This is a genomic window from Vibrio sp. 10N.247.311.47 (assembly GCF_041467535.1).
In the GTDB taxonomy this organism is placed as follows: domain Bacteria; phylum Pseudomonadota; class Gammaproteobacteria; order Enterobacterales; family Vibrionaceae; genus Vibrio; species Vibrio crassostreae_C.
In genome coordinates this window covers 22,330-39,469 of sequence record NZ_JBFSUR010000022.1, presented here as the reverse complement: position 1 = coordinate 39,469, position 17,140 = coordinate 22,330, and the positions used below count along the sequence as shown (strand labels likewise).

General features: G+C 46.0%; 13 protein-coding genes. 7 read left to right on the top strand and 6 right to left on the bottom strand.

Going from position 1 to position 17,140, the window contains the following annotated elements; translation table 11 throughout:
* Window positions 1–112: 112 nt before the first annotated feature.
* Entirely contained in the window at window positions 113–829 is a 717-nt protein-coding gene (rph, locus tag AB6E51_RS15075) for a ribonuclease PH (protein WP_048663081.1), read from the bottom strand.
* Window positions 830–1,077: 248 nt separating this feature from the next.
* On the opposite strand from rph, the gene AB6E51_RS15070 reads away from it, so the two are divergent.
* On the top strand, window positions 1,078–1,944 hold the full coding sequence (locus AB6E51_RS15070; RefSeq protein ID WP_017059268.1) for a YicC/YloC family endoribonuclease: 867 nt from the start codon (window positions 1,078–1,080) through the stop codon (window positions 1,942–1,944).
* A 404-nt stretch (window positions 1,945–2,348) separates the two neighbouring features.
* On the opposite strand, the gene AB6E51_RS15065 is transcribed toward AB6E51_RS15070, so the two are convergent.
* From AB6E51_RS15065 to AB6E51_RS15055, 3 genes are all read right to left on the bottom strand, one after another.
* Window positions 2,349–2,561 carry a cold-shock protein gene (locus tag AB6E51_RS15065; protein WP_004735656.1) on the bottom strand — a complete coding sequence of 71 codons (213 nt, stop codon included), beginning with the start codon at window positions 2,559–2,561 and terminating at the stop codon, window positions 2,349–2,351.
* 310 nt (window positions 2,562–2,871) lie between these two features.
* Window positions 2,872–3,297, bottom strand: coding sequence for a phosphate-starvation-inducible protein PsiE (locus AB6E51_RS15060; RefSeq protein WP_050652097.1), 426 nt, complete (start codon window positions 3,295–3,297; stop codon window positions 2,872–2,874).
* A gap of 159 nt (window positions 3,298–3,456) precedes the next feature.
* A complete protein-coding gene (locus AB6E51_RS15055) occupies window positions 3,457–4,827 on the bottom strand; it encodes an NCS2 family permease (RefSeq protein WP_372058095.1) in 1,371 nt (456 codons plus the stop codon).
* Between the two features lie 766 nt (window positions 4,828–5,593).
* Between AB6E51_RS15055 and gmk the strand changes: the two genes are divergently transcribed.
* The 4 genes from gmk (at window position 5,594) to recG (ending at window position 11,031) form a co-directional block, all read left to right on the top strand.
* Window positions 5,594–6,217 carry a guanylate kinase gene (gene gmk, locus AB6E51_RS15050; RefSeq protein WP_017062466.1) on the top strand — a complete coding sequence of 208 codons (624 nt, stop codon included), beginning with the start codon at window positions 5,594–5,596 and terminating at the stop codon, window positions 6,215–6,217.
* Between the two features lie 119 nt (window positions 6,218–6,336).
* Window positions 6,337–6,609 carry a DNA-directed RNA polymerase subunit omega gene (gene rpoZ / locus AB6E51_RS15045; RefSeq protein ID WP_009848003.1) on the top strand — a complete coding sequence of 91 codons (273 nt, stop codon included), beginning with the start codon at window positions 6,337–6,339 and terminating at the stop codon, window positions 6,607–6,609.
* 39 nt (window positions 6,610–6,648) lie between these two features.
* Window positions 6,649–8,775, top strand: a complete 2,127-nt coding sequence (gene spoT, locus AB6E51_RS15040; RefSeq protein ID WP_019826453.1) for a bifunctional GTP diphosphokinase/guanosine-3',5'-bis pyrophosphate 3'-pyrophosphohydrolase — start codon at window positions 6,649–6,651, stop codon at window positions 8,773–8,775.
* A 177-nt stretch (window positions 8,776–8,952) separates the two neighbouring features.
* Window positions 8,953–11,031 (top strand): ATP-dependent DNA helicase RecG, encoded by a 2,079-nt coding sequence (recG, locus tag AB6E51_RS15035; protein ID WP_017066313.1) that lies wholly within the window; start codon window positions 8,953–8,955, stop codon window positions 11,029–11,031.
* Window positions 11,032–11,307: 276 nt separating this feature from the next.
* On the opposite strand, the gene envZ is transcribed toward recG, so the two are convergent.
* Entirely contained in the window at window positions 11,308–12,603 is a 1,296-nt protein-coding gene (gene envZ / locus AB6E51_RS15030; RefSeq protein WP_102332605.1) for a two-component system sensor histidine kinase EnvZ, read from the bottom strand.
* A gap of 153 nt (window positions 12,604–12,756) precedes the next feature.
* Window positions 12,757–13,476 carry a two-component system response regulator OmpR gene (gene ompR, locus AB6E51_RS15025; protein ID WP_008218409.1) on the bottom strand — a complete coding sequence of 240 codons (720 nt, stop codon included), beginning with the start codon at window positions 13,474–13,476 and terminating at the stop codon, window positions 12,757–12,759.
* A 178-nt stretch (window positions 13,477–13,654) separates the two neighbouring features.
* Here ompR and greB point away from each other — a divergent pair, with 178 nt between their 5' ends.
* Together greB and AB6E51_RS15015 are read left to right on the top strand one after the other, a co-directional pair.
* Entirely contained in the window at window positions 13,655–14,137 is a 483-nt protein-coding gene (greB, locus tag AB6E51_RS15020; protein ID WP_017062470.1) for a transcription elongation factor GreB, read from the top strand.
* A 663-nt stretch (window positions 14,138–14,800) separates the two neighbouring features.
* Window positions 14,801–17,131 (top strand): Tex family protein, encoded by a 2,331-nt coding sequence (locus tag AB6E51_RS15015; protein WP_372058094.1) that lies wholly within the window; start codon window positions 14,801–14,803, stop codon window positions 17,129–17,131.
* The last annotated feature ends 9 nt before the right edge of the window (window positions 17,132–17,140 follow it).

Below are 17,140 nucleotides of genomic sequence, written 5' to 3'. Positions count from 1 at the left end.
AGCATAGGGGACCTATGTGATTAGGGTGAAAAATTGCAGCTAACGCTGGTGTAGAGTTATATATGACGAAAATAAAAAAATAGCCCCTTAAAAAAGGAGCTATTAAAAATGACTAGTCGGCCAACGCAGCTTTCTGCGCTTCGACGATATCGGCAATGCCCTTATTAGCCAGGGCTAAAAGCTGCATCAGCTCTTCGTGGCTGAATGGTTCGCCTTCTGCTGTGCCTTGAATCTCAATCATCTTACCGTCTTCCGTCATTACAACGTTCATGTCGGTATCGGCTGCTGAGTCTTCAACGTACTCAAGGTCACACAGTGCTTGTGCACCAACGATGCCCACTGAAACTGCCGCTACGTGGCCTTTCATTGGGTTCTTTTTCAGTTTGCCGCTTACTAGTAGGCTGTTGATAGCATCAGCCATTGCAACGCTTGCACCTGAGATAGAAGCAGTACGAGTACCGCCGTCTGCTTGGATAACATCACAATCGACAGTGATCATAATTTCACCCATTACTTTCAGGTCAACAACAGCACGTAGGCTACGAGCGATCAGACGTTGGATTTCCATCGTACGACCACCTTGCTTGCCGCTCGCCGCTTCACGACGGTTACGAGTGTGCGTTGCACGTGGCAGCATGCCGTATTCAGCCGTTACCCAACCCTTTCCTTGGCCTTTTAACCAACGCGGTACGTTTTCTTCTACCGTCGCATTACATAGAACTTTAGTGTTGCCGAACTCAACTAATACAGAACCTTCAGCATAAGCTGTGTAGTTACGAGTAATTTTAATTGGACGAATTTGATCTACAGCGCGGTCATTTGGACGCATTGGTATCTACCTTATTAACAGTCTGAAGTGATTTACTATCGAAAGAGTGCATCACCTAAGAAAGGGGTGAGACAGTTTTGATTGGGGCAAGATTATATAGCAGTTTATCGTGCAAATCTATTTACCGTTCAAAGCTATTTATCACGAAAGGCTATTTACAGTGAAAAGCGACAGGCTTCGAGAGCACACCATATCGTGATACTATGCGTGCGCGTTATTTTCAGAATGATAAAAGACAGGAAAATTCGATGATTTATAGTATGACCGCGTACGCACGCAAAGAAGTAAAAGGCGATTGGGGCAGCGCAGTATGGGAAATCCGTAGTGTAAACCAACGCTACCTAGAAACTTACTTCCGTATGCCTGAACAGTTCCGTGGTTTAGAGCCAATCTTGCGTGAGCGTTTCCGTAAGCGTCTTGCACGCGGTAAGGTTGAATGTAACCTACGCTTTGAAGCAAACCCTGCTGCAAAGGGCGAACTAAGCATTAACGAAGGTTTGGCTCAGCAAGTAATCAATGCTGCGAACCAAGTAATGACGATGACAGGTGAAGACAGCCGTTTGAACCCATTCCAAGTCATGAATTGGCCTGGTGTGATGGAAACGCCAGAGCAAGACATGGATGCCATCAACAAAGACCTACTTGAAGCATTCAACGATGCTATCGCAGAGTTCATTGATGCTCGTGCTCGTGAAGGTGAGAACATGAAGGCGCTAATCGTACAGCGCTTAGATGCAATCACTGAAGAAGTAGTGAAAGTTCGTGCACGCATGCCTGAGATCCTAGAGTGGCAACGTGAGCGTCTTCTTACCAAATTTGAAGATGCGAAAATCGAACTTGAAGGTTCTCGTGTTGAGCAAGAGCTTATCCTGCTAGCGCAGAAGTCAGACGTAGCAGAAGAGCTAGACCGTCTAGATTCTCATGTGAAAGAAGCGAATGCAGTACTGAAGAAAGGCGGCGCTTGTGGCCGTAAGCTAGACTTCATGATGCAAGAGTTCAACCGTGAGTCAAACACGCTAGCGTCTAAGTCTATCAGCACAGACATCACAGCATCAGGCGTAGAGCTTAAGGTTCTTATCGAACAGATGCGTGAGCAAATTCAGAATATTGAATAACAGTTTGTCAGTAACACGCTGAATAGCCATTAACTGAATCAGTGTTGATTAACTAACAGTGTTGATTAGATCAAGATAAGCTCCTAGTTTTAGGGGCTTTTTTTGTGGATACAATAATGCCAATCACCGTAAGTAAATGAGCAAAAATCGGAGATCAGAGAGTTGAACCGGAAAAGTAACTTAGAACGAAGTATAGATTGTGGATTGCGATAAGGGGGTAACGAAGTAGTGGGTATAACGAAATAATGGGATAACGAGAGTAAAAAGGTATTAAGGGTATTTCAGAGGGAAATAAAAATTTCTAAACAGGAGATAAGAAGTTAAAGCAGAAGAGGTATAGAAAGTGAAGATTAAGCTGGGAAAGTGACGCAAGTTGCTAATGCAACCTGCGTCGACTTAAAATCTTATAGAGCTACAACGTTTGCAGCTTGAAGACCTTTTTGGCCTTGCTCTACTTCGAAAGACACTTGTTGGCCTTCTTTAAGAGTCTTGAAACCTTCAGAAGCGATTGCACGGAAGTGTACGAATACGTCAGCGCCGCCGTTGTCTTGAGTTAGGAAACCGAAACCTTTCTCTTCGTTAAACCATTTTACTACGCCGTTTGTTTTGTTAGACATGATGTGTCCCTTATATAAAAATAAAAAATTAATCGCCAAAAGTGCGATGCGCTGAAAGCTTGAATTATTTAATGTATCTATGAAGCCAAGGGAAACACTGAGAATAACAATGAAGCAATACTAAGGGTTTTACTTTACAACTGATGTTTCATTTAATAACTCTGAAAACAGAGCGAGGCCATTCTTGGTGATCTGGGTCGGGTTGTAAAGCTTTATTTGAAAATAATTGATGTTTTTTTGTTCGGTTGGCTTGAATTCAAGCCCAGCTAGGTCGCCGGGCTTGATTTGTAAGACTTTGATCTCAAAAATTTTACTCGTCCGGCTGCTTAGTTCTGAGATCGACATATGGCCAGTAATGATGTCCAACACGAATTAATAGCGTTGCTGCGGCCAAAATAAATGCCGCTAAAGATAACCAAACGATCAATACCGCATCGAGTTCTTTCATGCCTAATGTTATGTAACGAGCAATCGCCATCATCGCGATATAGATTGGGTATCGCACTGGAATCTTACCGTTCATCACAAACTGCTGAACCATCGCCAACACTTCTAAATAGATAAACATCAGCAGAATGTCGGTCAATTGCACTCGGCGTTCAGCGAAGACATGCATGAACTCTTCGACCATCGCAAACAAGGTCGCCAGCGTGATCGCCACCAGCAATACCGCTTCCATAATGTGGAATACTTTTAAAAACGGCTTACTAAAAGATCTAGGTAAGTTAGAAGGCATAGTCACTCTTCAAGAAATAATTAATCCAGTCTCTACAATAGCATGCATCAATATAAGTCGCGTACTCTAGAGAGACGACAGATACAAAAATGGCCCCGCATTCACTGCAGAGCCATCTGTTTGTCTTTTACTTAGCGACTTCTTAGTGGCTAATTAACCTTAAAGCAGAATCAGGTAAGTTAAGAACACCACACACAGTCCGTAGATAAGCGGGTGTACTTCTTTACGCTTACCTGCCACAACCATTGTGAATGCGTAGCTGATAAAGCCCATCGCCATACCGTTCGCTGGAGAGAAGCTTAGTACTGTGAACATGATGGTAAAGAAGGCTGCAATGCGCGACTCTTTCTTTTCCCAGTTGATCAGACCAAGACGACCGACCATGTAGATGCCAACCACTACCATCGCAGGCGCAACCATAGCTGCTGAGAAGATAGAGAAGATTGGGTATAGGAATAGCGAGATTAGGAACAGACCAGCCACCATGACTGCTGCCAAGCCCGTTTTCGCACCTTGAGAAGAAGCGATGCCAGACTCAGAGAATGCGGTAATTGATGTGGTACCAAGAATAGAGCCAATCACAGTACCGCCCGCATCTGCTACTAGAGCCGATTTCGCGTTTGGCACCTTACCGTCTTTATCGATGATGCCCGCATCACGGCCAACGCCGACAATGGTGCTCAAGCCATCAAAGAAATCGACAATCAAGAATATAAGTACGATGAACAGTAGGTCGAACATTTTCTCTGGCGTGAAAGCAGAGAAATCAAAGATAGCGCCGAAGCTGCCTGCCATGCTTGGTGGCATAGCAATGAACTGCTCTGGGATTGGTGCATTTGAAGTGCCCATGAAGACGTCAGCAAGAATCGTCAATACGATAGCTGAAACAAACGAGATGAACGTTGCTAGCTTGATGTCACGAACCATACAACCCAATGCGATGAAGATGCTCACATAAGCGATGATCACTTTTGGATCGGAAATATCGCCTAAGCCAACCAGTACGAATGGGTTAGAAACGATAATGCCCGCATTCTTAAGACCTAAGAAAGCAATGAACAGTCCGAGAGACACGGTAATCGCCAACTTCAAATCTTCAGGAATCGATTCAATCATCGATTTACGAATATTGGTCAATGAGAACGCAAGGTACAAAATACCAGATAGGAAGATACCGAACAGCGCTTCATTCCAAAGCACGGCAACAGATCCACTTAACAGCAGACCTTTGAAAAAGCCGTTCATACTCATGCCCGGCGCTAGCATTACAGGGTAGTTGCCCCAAATGCCCATAATTAGGGTTGCGATTGCCGCAGACAGAGCCGTTGCAGTAAACACGGCACCTTTGTCCATGCCTGGAATATCACCCAAAATTGCTGGGTTAACCGCCAGAATGTAACTCATCGCCAAGAAAGTAATGAAACCCGCATACAGCTCAGTGCCAATCGTGGTTTTTCTTTCAGTGATTTTAAACATCGAATCAAGCGAGCCAGAGGTGTTCTGGGCTTTCAGGGTGGAATCGGTACTCACAACAAAACCTTTGCAATAAATTAAGAATTTGGTGATTCAAATGCTGTGAGAATAGAGAGGTCTCTACACTAAAAACTGTAGTCACCAAGGTAGGCTCGGTAGTAGAAACATCTAGTTTAGTAGGGTCTGTTGGCCCTTCGAGATGATTTTTGCAGCGAGTTGTTGGGGTTTTCTACAAGGCAGAGACTTTGATGTGTAGCTAGCCTACATAAGAAGTCGATAACGCAGTAGAAATCACCAACAAACGCTGCCCGAAGGGTTCGGCTAAAATCGTTTTATGCTTTGTTAAGGAGTCTTTACTTAGAATGCTAGGTTACAAACTCCTTGCCGCGCCTAAAACGATTTTTTCTCGAACAAAACTCCATCGCGAAAGGTCAACAGACCCTAGATATATACAGCATTTAATCGTTTGCGCGGATTGTAAGGATTGAGATTAAAACTTCAACAAATTTTGTCCAGATCACATAAAAAAGTACCGATGACGAGTCATTACATTTATACAAAGATCTTTGAGAAGATCATTTGCTGATAAATAACGATCAAGCCAGTTGTTCTCAATCATCTAAATATGCTACTCTTCGCCTCCATTTTTCTGACCTAATTTTCACCAGTTGCTTCTATTAGTTTTACTCGTTATCTCTTTATAGACGTAACCAACGGCACAATTAGTAGATGCGCCATCGGAACAAAAATTAGAGTCAGTGCTATCTTTTAAAGTGTAGGTTTATTGCCTTCACTCAATCCAACCAACAGTGGAAATATACAGATGGGCAAAGGTACTCTTTACATCGTATCTGCACCTAGTGGCGCAGGTAAGTCGAGCTTGATCTCAGCAATGCTAGAAACCAATCCAACCTACGCAATGAAGGTATCTGTTTCACACACCACTCGCGGTATGCGCCCTGGTGAAGAAAATGGTGTTCACTACCACTTCGTAGAGAAGCATCATTTTGAAGACCTTATTACTAAAGGTGAATTCCTAGAGTACGCTGAAGTGTTCGGCAACTACTACGGTACTTCACGCGTTTGGATTGAAGAAAACCTAAACCGCGGTATCGATGTATTCCTAGATATCGACTGGCAAGGTGCTCGTCAGATCCGTGAACAAATGCCTCAAGCGAAGAGTGTATTCATTCTTCCACCATCAAATGGTGAACTAGAGCGTCGTTTGAATGTTCGCGGTCAAGACAGCGACGAAGTTATTGCGAAACGCATGAGCGAAGCAAAATCAGAGATTTCTCACTATGCAGAATATGATTATGTGATCGTGAATGACGACTTTGATGCAGCCCTAATGGACTTCAGAGCTATCATTCGTGCGGAGCGCTTAAAAGAAGATAAGCAAGCAGCGAAATACAGCGGCATGCTTACTGCTTTATTAGCGGAATAATCTAGATCCCCTAGATTTTCTATTGAGATAAGTATACGGTGATCTAGAAAGTATCTAGTTAAACTTGTATACTTTCTCGTCATCAAAAATTTATTAGTTAATTACTATTTGGAGTCCTCATGGCACGCGTAACTGTTCAAGACGCTGTTGAAAAAGTTGGCAACCGTTTCGACCTAGTTCTTATTGCGGCTCGCCGCGCACGTCAAATGCAAACTGGCGGTAAAGATTCACTAGTGCCTGAAGAAAACGATAAGCCAACGGTTATCGCTCTTCGCGAAATCGAAGAAGGTCTTATCACTAAAGACGTACTAGATGCTCGTGAGCGTCAAGAGCAACAAGAGCAAGAAGCAGCTGAACTTGCAGCAGTAAGCAGCATCGCTCACACTCGTTAAGAACGTCATTCGAACTAATTAACCTTCCGGGCCTTTAATTTGTATCTATTCGATAGCCTCAAAGACGTTGCCCAAGAATACCTAACAGAGCCTCAAATTGAGGCTCTGCGTCAATCTTATGTGGTAGCGAGAGACGCCCATGAAGGGCAAACCCGCTCAAGCGGTGAACCATACATTATCCACCCTGTAGCTGTTTCAAGAATCCTGGCAGAAATGCGTCTGGATATCGAAACCCTGCAAGCTGCTCTGCTTCATGATGTCATCGAAGACTGTGATGTCACTAAAGAAGATCTAGAGGAAAAATTTGGCAATACCGTTGCTGAATTGGTTGATGGTGTATCTAAGCTGGATAAGCTTAAATTTCGTGATCGCAAAGAAGCGCAAGCAGAGAACTTCCGCAAGATGGTTCTCGCCATGGTGCAAGACATCCGCGTTATCTTGATCAAATTAGCTGACCGTACTCACAACATGCGCACGCTTGGGGCACTTCGTCCTGACAAAAAGCGTCGTATTGCTCGTGAAACCCTAGAGATTTATTCTCCACTAGCTCACCGTCTTGGTATTCATAACATCAAGACCGAACTAGAAGAGCTGGGCTTTGAAGCCCTCTATCCTAACCGTTATCGCGTACTTAAAAACGTAGTGAAAGCTGCGCGTGGTAACCGTAAGGAAATGATCCAACGTATCCATAGCGAAATTGAAGGCCGCCTTGAAGAGGTCGGTTTGCCTGCTCGCGTACTTGGTCGTGAAAAAAACCTGTTCTCCATCTACAACAAGATGAAAACTAAAGAGCAGCGCTTCCACACCATTATGGACATCTACGCTTTCCGCGTCGTGGTTGATACCCCAGATACTTGTTATCGCGTACTTGGTCAGGCTCACAGCCTGTACAAGCCTCGCCCTGGCCGCATGAAAGATTACATTGCGGTACCAAAAGCCAACGGCTACCAATCTCTGCACACGTCAATGATCGGCCCTCACGGGGTGCCAGTTGAGGTTCAGATCCGTACTGAAGATATGGATCAAATGGCAGACAAAGGTGTCGCAGCGCACTGGTCTTACAAAGGCAACGGCTCACGCAGCAGTAATGGCACAACCGCACAGGTTAAAGCACAACGTTGGATGCAGAGCTTACTTGAGCTACAACAAAGCGCAGGTAACTCATTCGAATTCATTGAAAACGTTAAGTCTGATCTGTTCCCAGATGAGATCTTCGTGTTCACGCCGAAGGGTCGCATTGTCGAACTTCCTGCAGGCGCAACAGCGGTCGATTTTGCTTACGCGGTGCATACCGATGTCGGCAACATGTGTGTAGGTGCTCGTGTAGACATGAACCCTTACCCACTCAGCAAATCGCTGAAGAACGGTCAAACTATTGAGATCATCAGTGCTCCGGGCGCACGTCCGAATGCAGCATGGCTCAACTACGTGGTGACATCACGTGCGCGTACTAAGATCCGTCAGGTTCTGAAGACTATGCGCCGCGAAGAGTCGATTACCTTAGGTCGTCGTCTACTGAACCACGCACTTGGCGAACACTCGATTGGTGATATCGGCCAAGAGAACGTTGAACATGTATTGTCTGATCTTCGTCTCGACAGTATTGAAGACTTGCTAGCGTCAATTGGTCTTGGTGAGCTGATGAGTATCGTGATTGCTCGTCGCCTGCTAGGTGATGCTGACGAACTGACTGAAGTAGAAAACAACAGCGACACGCCTAGGAAGAAACTTCCAATCCGTGGTGCTGAAGGTCTACTGCTAACGTTCGCCAACTGTTGTCACCCGATTCCAGATGATCACATCATTGCCCATGTCTCTCCAGGTCGTGGCCTTGTGGTTCACCGTGAAACGTGTCCAAACGTTCGTGGTTACCAAAAAGAACCAGACAAGTACATGGCGGTTGAATGGTCTGACGATTACGACCAAGAGTTCACTGCTGAACTTCAGGTTGATCTGCAGAATCACCAAGGTGCACTGGCTGAGTTAACTAACGTTATCTCGAAAACAGGCTCGAACATTCACGGTATTTCAACTGAAGAACGTGATGGACGCCTGTACACAGTGACTATCTTGCTGACCACCAAAGATCGTGTTCATCTTGCAAGTATTATGAAAAAGCTACGTGTGATGCCACACGCGCTGAAAGTAAGACGTCGTAAGAACTAACGTTTAAACTTGATAATAGTTTTGCCAAGAATTTAAATCCCCTTAATGCTTTATCGCTTAAGGGGATTTTTATAACCGTAATCCTAGTATTTACCGCGCTCCCTCCCATTCCTGCCTGTACAAAAATCCAGTAAAATGCTTGAATAGATCATCTCTCTTACGTTTATGAGCCTTGTTATGTCACAGCTTTTATCTGCTATCCCTCTCAACTCTTTATCTGGAGTCGGCGCTAAAGTCGCAGAGAAACTAGAGAAGGTTGGGCTTAACAATGTACAAGACCTGCTATTTCACCTGCCTTTGCGCTATGAAGATCGAACGCGTATCTATCCAATCGTAAAACTGCATGCTGGTTTATGGGCAGCAGTGCAAGGCAAGGTAATGCACGTCGATACCATTTTCGGTAAACGTAAGATGCTCGCAGTAAAGATCAGTGATGGTAATGGCACTATTACACTGCGTTTTTTCAACTTCACTGCAGGCATGAAGAATAACTTTGCCGAAGGCAAACAAGTGCATGCTTATGGTGAGATCAAGCGCGGTAATATGGGGCTTGAGATCGTCCACCCTGACTACAAATTCTTTGCGCCGAGGCAACAGCCAGACGTTGAAGCCAATCTGACTCCGGTGTACCCAACCACCGAAGGGCTAAGACAAGTCACGCTGCGTAATCTTACCGATCAAGCCTTAGAGCTAATCGACAAGGCCGCAGTTAACGAGCTTCTCCCATCAGGTTTATACGACCACCAAATTACCCTCGCACAAGCACTGCATACCATTCACAGGCCGCCCCCGGGCATTGACCTAGAGCTGTTTGATGAAGGCAAGCACCCTGCGCAACTGCGCCTAATTATGGAAGAGTTACTGGCTCAAAACCTGTCTATGTTGTCTGTTCGTAGCAAAGGGCAGCAAGACAAGGCAATGCCTTTTCCTCCAGTAAACACCCTTAAAGATAAGCTACTGGCTCAGCTGCCGTTTTCACCAACCAATGCCCAAGCACGAGTGACCAAAGAGATCGAAGCTGACTTGGAAAAGCCGCATCCTATGATGCGTTTAGTGCAAGGTGATGTGGGCTCTGGTAAAACCTTAGTCGCTGCACTGGCGGCGGTTCGCGCATTGGAACACGGTCAACAAGTAGCACTTATGGCACCCACTGAACTACTCGCAGAACAACACGCGATTAACTTTGCCAACTGGTTTGAGGCAATGGGTATTCAAGTTGGATGGCTAGCAGGTAAGCTCAAAGGCAAAGCTCGTGAAACTGAACTAACACGTATTGCCAGTGGCGAAGCGCAAATGGTGGTCGGTACTCATGCCTTGTTCCAAGAGCATGTCGAGTTCAAAAACCTTGGTTTAGTGATCATTGATGAGCAACACCGATTTGGTGTCCACCAGCGATTAGAGCTACGTGAGAAAGGCGCAAAGCAAGGCTACTACCCCCATCAGTTGGTCATGACCGCTACCCCAATCCCACGAACGTTAGCAATGACGGCCTATGCCGACCTCGAAACTTCGATTATTGATGAACTGCCACCGGGACGAACCCCAATTCAAACCGTGGCAATTCCTGATACCAAGCGCGATGATATTGTTGAACGTGTGAAAAATGCGTGTCTCAATGAAGGCAAACAAGCCTACTGGGTATGTACGCTGATTGATGAATCGGAAGTACTGGAAGCTCAAGCTGCAGCTGATACAGCAGAAGAGCTACAACGCAAACTGCCTGACGTAAAAATTGGTTTAGTCCATGGCCGTATGAAACCCGCCGAGAAACAAGCGGTGATGCGAGAGTTCAAAGAGAACAAGCTGCATCTATTGGTTGCGACAACCGTGATTGAAGTGGGCGTGGATGTTCCGAATTCGAGCTTAATGATCATCGAGAACCCAGAACGTCTTGGCCTAGCGCAACTGCACCAACTGCGTGGCCGTGTCGGCCGAGGTTCGGTCGCAAGTCATTGTGTATTGTTGTATCACTCTCCGCTGTCTAAAACCGCTCAGAAACGCCTAGGTGTGCTACGTGAAAGTAACGATGGCTTTGTGATTGCACAGCGCGACTTAGAAATCCGTGGCCCCGGTGAATTGCTCGGTACCAAACAAACTGGCTTGGCTGATTTCAAGATCGCCGATCTAATTCGTGACCAACGTTTGATACCTGAAGTGCAGCGTATTGCGCGTCATATTCACGATAGCTACCCAGACAATGCTAAGGCGATCATCAACCGTTGGTTGGGTGAACGCGATGTTTACTCTAAGGCGTAGTTAACACTAAGGCATAGTTAACACTGAGACCGTATTCAAACGTAAAAAAGGCTTCCTCAAGGAAGCCTTTTTAGTGTGCGTTACTTTCATCAAGCAAGAGCGAGATTCCCTATTCGCTCGTTCCTCACGATAGGGAATGACGATCAAAGTAAACTTTCATCATCAAAGTCCATGGTTAGCAATTCGTCATCCTCGGAGAGGGAAGAATGACCGAGTCGGGGATCTCTTAACCGTTCCTCGAACCGAACTTATCGTCATCAAACGGACCGATGATAACTAGGGCTTAACCGGGAAACTGATCTGCGCTTTTAAGCCACCTTCACTGCGGTTATTGACCACAACAGCACCTTGATGCTGGCTAACGATACGTTTCACAATTGCTAAGCCCAAGCCCGTTCCTTCGCTACCACGAGCCGTGTCACCACGCGTGAAAGGTTCAAACAGCTTTCCGATCTGGTCTTGTGGAATACCCGGCCCGTTATCTTCTACCGTCACCCAAGCAAGCTTGTTATCCGCCGTCATACCAGTTGATACCTTGACCCAACCATTACCGTAACGCAGCGCATTCACCACCAAGTTGCTCACAGCACGCTTCATCGCGATCGGATTACCTAGCGCTGGCTTCATCGATTCTGGAATATCGGTTTCAATCTGAACCTCGTAGCCACCCTCAGAGCTCGATACCTCACGAGCAATATCATCGACAAACACCGCTTGGAATGAATCTCGGTCGACAGGCTTTAGGTAATCCATGAACTGGCTGATGATTTCATTACACTCTTCGGTATCACTGATAATCCCCTCAGCTAAGTAGGCATCCTCTGGTGACATCATCTCAGTCGCTAAGCGAATACGCGTTAACGGAGTACGTAAATCATGGCTGATACCCGCCATCAACAAGGCGCGGTCTTCTTCTAGCTCTTGGATGCCTTTCGACATCTGGTTAAAGGCTCGAGTTACCGAGCGAATCTCTTGTGCGCCTTGAACTGGCAATGGCGGTGGAATATCACCTCGCCCGACACCTTGCGCCGCTTTCTCTAGCGCTATCAACGGACGGTTTTGCAATCGGATAAACAGCCAACCACCTGCGACAATCAACAGCGCCATGATCAGACTGTTACGAAACAGTGGTGCAAAATCCTCTTCTTGCAGCTCTGATAACGGAATACGAATTAAAGAGTTGGGTAACTGCGCAATGTCCATCCAAAGCACATAGCTCTCTTTACCCAAGATCAGCCGCACTTCAGTTTCAGAACCCAGCTCCTTGGTCATCTCCTCACTCATCAGGTCGATTGCGACCGCATGGTAATACTCACCCGCCGCTTCGCTGTCCTTGGCGTGAACGGTTACCCCGAGCTGTTCAAGCACACGCTGACGCAATGGCGCATCGATCTCGATATCACTGCCTTGGTCCAATACCAGGTTTAGCTCGTGAGCCAAAATCTTATTAAACTGCTGCAAACTTGGCATCAACGCATAGTTAAACACCGCGTAATAAGAAAAAATTTGGCTAGCGACCAATAGCGTTAAGAAAAGCACTATCGACTGAGTAAAGGAGCTACGTATACGCATGGGGTACCCGAGATGTAGAAAGATAAAGAAAGTGTTATATGACTATAACTCTAAACCATTGTGCTGAATAGAAAACGGGCCATCGCATATTAATGAGATGACCCGTAAGATTCACAGAATCGATAAAGCTACTGTAGAGCTTATTAAGCTGAATTACACAGCTTTGCCATCTGGAACGAATACATAACCCAAGCCCCACACCGTTTGGATGTAGCGAGGTTTGCTTGGATCTTCTTCAACTAGACGACGCAGACGTGAAATCTGAACATCGATAGAACGTTCCATTGCTGAATACTCACGGCCACGAGCCATGTTCATCAGCTTATCGCGAGACATTGGCTCACGAGCATTCGTTACCAAGGACTTAAGAACCGCAAATTCACCCGAAGTAAGCGGCATTGGCTCTTCACCGCGGAACATTTCGCGAGTACCTAAGTTCAAGCGGAACTCACCAAACTCAACCACAGACTCTTCTGTGCTTGGTGCACCCGGTGCTTCAATGACTTGGCGACGCAGTACAGCTTTAATACGAGCAAGCAGTTCACGTGGATTAAATGGTTTTGGCAGGTAATCATCAGCACCCACTTCCAAGCCCACAATGCGATCCACTTCATCACCCTTTGCAGTAAGCATCAGGATTGGTAGCGAGTTGTTTGCGTTTCGTAGACGACGACAGATCGATAGACCATCTTCGCCCGGCAACATTAAATCCAATACCATCAAGTGAAAATTTTCACGGGTTAACAGGCGGTCCATCTGCTCACTGTTTGCCACGCTACGCACTTGAAAGCCCTGCTCTGACAGATAGCGCTCTAACAGTGCACGTAAACGAGCATCGTCATCGACCACTAAAATTTTGTAGTTTTCTTGCATGTAATGGTTCCACCTATTAAAGCTTAAACCTAAGGTTAAGCATTCTTGGTAAATTGTATATTGGTATAAGACATTAAAAATGTAACATTATTGGAGAAAAAGTCGCCTAAATAATTGTTAACGTATGTTGCCTTTCTATATATTCTATCTTAGATCATCATTTCATTAAGTCAGATTTATGAAAACCAAACTTATTACTCGAGAAGGTTATAACAAGCTCAAAGCAGAACATGACCACTTATGGCACGAGAAACGCCCTGAAATTACTAAGATAGTCACTTGGGCGGCAAGCCTTGGAGATCGCTCAGAAAACGCAGATTACACCTTCAATAAGCGTCTACTTCGTCAGATCGATCGCCGAGTGCGTTTTTTAAGAAAGTTCCTACCTGATGTCACGATCGTTGATTACTCGCCACAACAAGAAGGTAAGGTATTTTTCGGTGCTTGGGTCGAAATTGAGAATGATGATGGGGAAATTAAGAAGTTTCGAATTGTCGGCCCAGAAGAGATCTACGGCGATGCTAAAGGCTATATCTCTATCGACTCACCAATGGCTAGAGCTCTGCTCAAGAAAGAAGTAGATGACGAGTTTACGGTAAAAACACCGGAAGGCGACAAAGAGTGGTTCATTAACTCGATTCGCTACGCAGACAACGAATAACCAAACTTAATAAACACTTAGCGATAAACTGAGTGTTCAGCAAACCCAAACTCCAGATAAAAGAAAACCCCGCAAGGCTTTCGCCTAGCGGGGTTAAGTCTCTATCGCAGCAATCCGGCTACTGTTTATCTCTTCGAGATAAGGTGCTCCCTGCATCTTTCCTTGATAGTGGCTAAATCCTTTAACCAATTTCCTTTTTGTTCATCGCCATCCTAGCGGTGTCCATTCTAGCCTGTCATCCTGACTGGCGAATCTCATCCAGAGATTATCACTTCCTTGCTGACCACTCATCCTAAGTAATCAAATCTTCATCCTGAAGATACCTAGTCCATTAGGCTTTTTCCTGTTCCTGCCAACTCCCTGTCGACAAGTTAAATATTACGGCAAATGGCCGTGTTTCCTAGATAGTCTTAAAAAACATTTCAGGTGAGAAATACGCCCACAAACACACAATCAAATAAAATCAGCAACTTAGTGTAACATCAAGACGATTTCATCGGTCTAAAGCGACTTACTCTCACATCACTTGTAAGAGATCTCGCACAAAGCGGGTATCAGAAACGGAAATTCGACTTCTGACAGGATAATTACACAGCCAAAGCTAGAAAAAGCGTACGCTCACCCCCATGTATTTGTCATGATATTAAATAAGAGATTCATCGGATGAGCCAAGCTATCTGTCGACTGATCGCTGAAGAACTGAATGTCCGTTCTGAGCAAGTCACTGCCGCAGTAAACCTAATTGACGACGGTAATACCGTTCCCTTTATTGCCCGCTACCGTAAAGAAGTTACGGGTGGCTTAGACGATACCCAGCTACGTAACCTTGATAGTCGCCTTTCATACCTTCGTGAGCTTGATGATCGTCGCCAAACGATTCTTAAGTCGATTCAAGACCAAGGTAAACTCACGCCAGAACTCGAGCGTGATATCACTCAAGCCGACAGCAAGACTCGTCTAGAAGATTTATACCTACCTTACAAACCAAAGCGTCGCACTAAAGGCCAGATCGCGATTGAAGCGGGCTTAGAACCACTTGCCGACACACTGTGGAATGAACCGCAGCACGATCCAGAAACGGAAGCGGCGAACTTCATCAGCAACGATAAAGGCATTGCCGATACCAAAGCTGCTCTCGATGGTGCTCGTGCGATCATCATGGAACGCATTGCGGAAGACGCAAACCTACTAGAAAAGATTCGCCAACACCTAACACGCAACTCAGAGCTAGTCGCTCGTGTAGTGACAGGTAAAGAGCAAGAAGGCGAGAAGTTCAAAGACTACTTCGAGCACAACGAAACACTCAGCAAAGTGCCGTCTCACCGTGCACTTGCCATGCTGCGTGGCCGTAATGAAGGCTTCTTAACACTGGCAATGAACGCAGACCCAGAGCAAGAAGAAGGTGTACGTGGTTCATACTGCGAAAACATCATCTCTGATCACTACGGCATTACCCTAAGCAGCGCACCTGCGGATGCTTGGCGTAAGCAAGTGATTAGCTGGGCATGGCGCATCAAGGTTTCTATGCACATGGAAACTGAATTGATGGGCGCAATGAAAGAGCGTGCAGAGATCGAAGCGATTGAAGTATTCGCAACCAACCTAAAAGACCTACTCATGGCAGCGCCAGCTGGTCCTCGAGCAACCTTAGGCTTGGACCCAGGTTTACGTACCGGTTCGAAAATCGCTGTCGTGGATTCAACCGGTAAGGTTTTGGCAACAGAAACTATTTACCCTCACCCACCTCAAAAGCAATACGACAAATCGGCACACGTGGTTGAGCAGATGGTTCGTCAATTCAATGTTGATTTGATTGCGATTGGTAACGGTACGGCTTCACGCGAAACCGACAGCTTTGTGGCAGACGTAATTAAACGCGGCAACCTAAAAGCGCAAAAGATCATTGTTAGCGAAGCGGGCGCATCGGTGTATTCCGCGTCTGAACTAGCTGCAAAAGAGTTCCCGAACATGGATGTATCAATTCGTGGTGCGGTGTCTATTGCTCGTCGTCTGCAAGATCCACTGGCAGAGCTAGTGAAGATTGACCCTAAATCGATCGGTGTGGGCCAATACCAACACGATGTGAGCCAAACTATGCTCGCTAAGCGCCTAGATGCGATTGTCGAAGACTGTGTAAACGCCGTAGGCGTTGATGTGAATACAGCGTCTGCCGCGCTACTTACTCGCGTAGCCGGCCTTTCTAGCACCATCGCTCAGAACATCGTGGATTTCCGTGATGAGAATGGTCGCTTCGAAGCACGTACTACGCTAAAGAAAGTCGCTCGCTTAGGGCCAAAAGCCTTTGAACAGTGTGCTGGTTTCCTACGTATTATGGATGGTAAGAACCCGTTAGATGCATCATCGGTTCACCCAGAAGCTTACCCAGTAGTGAAAACCATTGCCGAGAAAAACCACAAAGACATCAAATCTCTGGTGGGTAACACAGACTTCTTACGTGGTTTGCACGCGGTTGATTACACCAATGAAAACTTTGGTGTTCCAACGGTCACCGACATCATCAAGGAGCTGGATAAGCCGGGACGCGACCCTCGCCCTGAGTTCAAGACTGCAACCTTCGCAGATGGCGTAAACAGCGTTTCAGACCTAGAACCAGGCATGATTCTAGAAGGTGTGGTATCGAACGTGGCTAACTTTGGTGCCTTCGTTGATATTGGTGTTCACCAAGATGGCTTAGTTCATATTTCAGCACTCACCGATCGCTTTGTCTCTGACCCACGTGAAGTGGTTAAAGCGGGCGACATCGTGAAAGTGAAGGTGATGGAAGTGGATGTTCAGCGTAAACGTATTGCACTGAGCATGCGTATGAAGGACGAGCCTGGACAAGGCAACCGTGCTCAACGTTCAAGTGCACCTCGTACACAAAACCGCTCGAATCAAAACTCGCAAGGTGGCCAACGCCGTCGTGAAGAGCCGCAACAAAACGCTGCAATGGGTGGAGCATTCGCTGCCGCTTTTGCTAAAGCGAAAAAGTAATCCATTAGC

Bases quoted from the DNA above. Each gene is read 5' to 3' on its own strand.
- AB6E51_RS15065 (WP_004735656.1), bottom strand. From the start codon at position 2,561: ATGTCTAACAAAACAAACGGCGTAGTAAAATGGTTTAACGAAGAGAAA.
- gmk (WP_017062466.1), top strand. From the start codon at position 5,594: ATGGGCAAAGGTACTCTTTACATCGTATCTGCACCTAGTGGCGCAGGT.
- AB6E51_RS15060 (WP_050652097.1), bottom strand. From the start codon at position 3,297: ATGCCTTCTAACTTACCTAGATCTTTTAGTAAGCCGTTTTTAAAAGTA.
- greB (WP_017062470.1), top strand. From the start codon at position 13,655: ATGAAAACCAAACTTATTACTCGAGAAGGTTATAACAAGCTCAAAGCA.
- envZ (WP_102332605.1), bottom strand. From the start codon at position 12,603: ATGCGTATACGTAGCTCCTTTACTCAGTCGATAGTGCTTTTCTTAACG.
- AB6E51_RS15070 (WP_017059268.1), top strand. From the start codon at position 1,078: ATGATTTATAGTATGACCGCGTACGCACGCAAAGAAGTAAAAGGCGAT.
- rpoZ (WP_009848003.1), top strand. From the start codon at position 6,337: ATGGCACGCGTAACTGTTCAAGACGCTGTTGAAAAAGTTGGCAACCGT.
- AB6E51_RS15015 (WP_372058094.1), top strand. From the start codon at position 14,801: ATGAGCCAAGCTATCTGTCGACTGATCGCTGAAGAACTGAATGTCCGT.
- ompR (WP_008218409.1), bottom strand. From the start codon at position 13,476: ATGCAAGAAAACTACAAAATTTTAGTGGTCGATGACGATGCTCGTTTA.
- rph (WP_048663081.1), bottom strand. From the start codon at position 829: ATGCGTCCAAATGACCGCGCTGTAGATCAAATTCGTCCAATTAAAATT.
- recG (WP_017066313.1), top strand. From the start codon at position 8,953: ATGTCACAGCTTTTATCTGCTATCCCTCTCAACTCTTTATCTGGAGTC.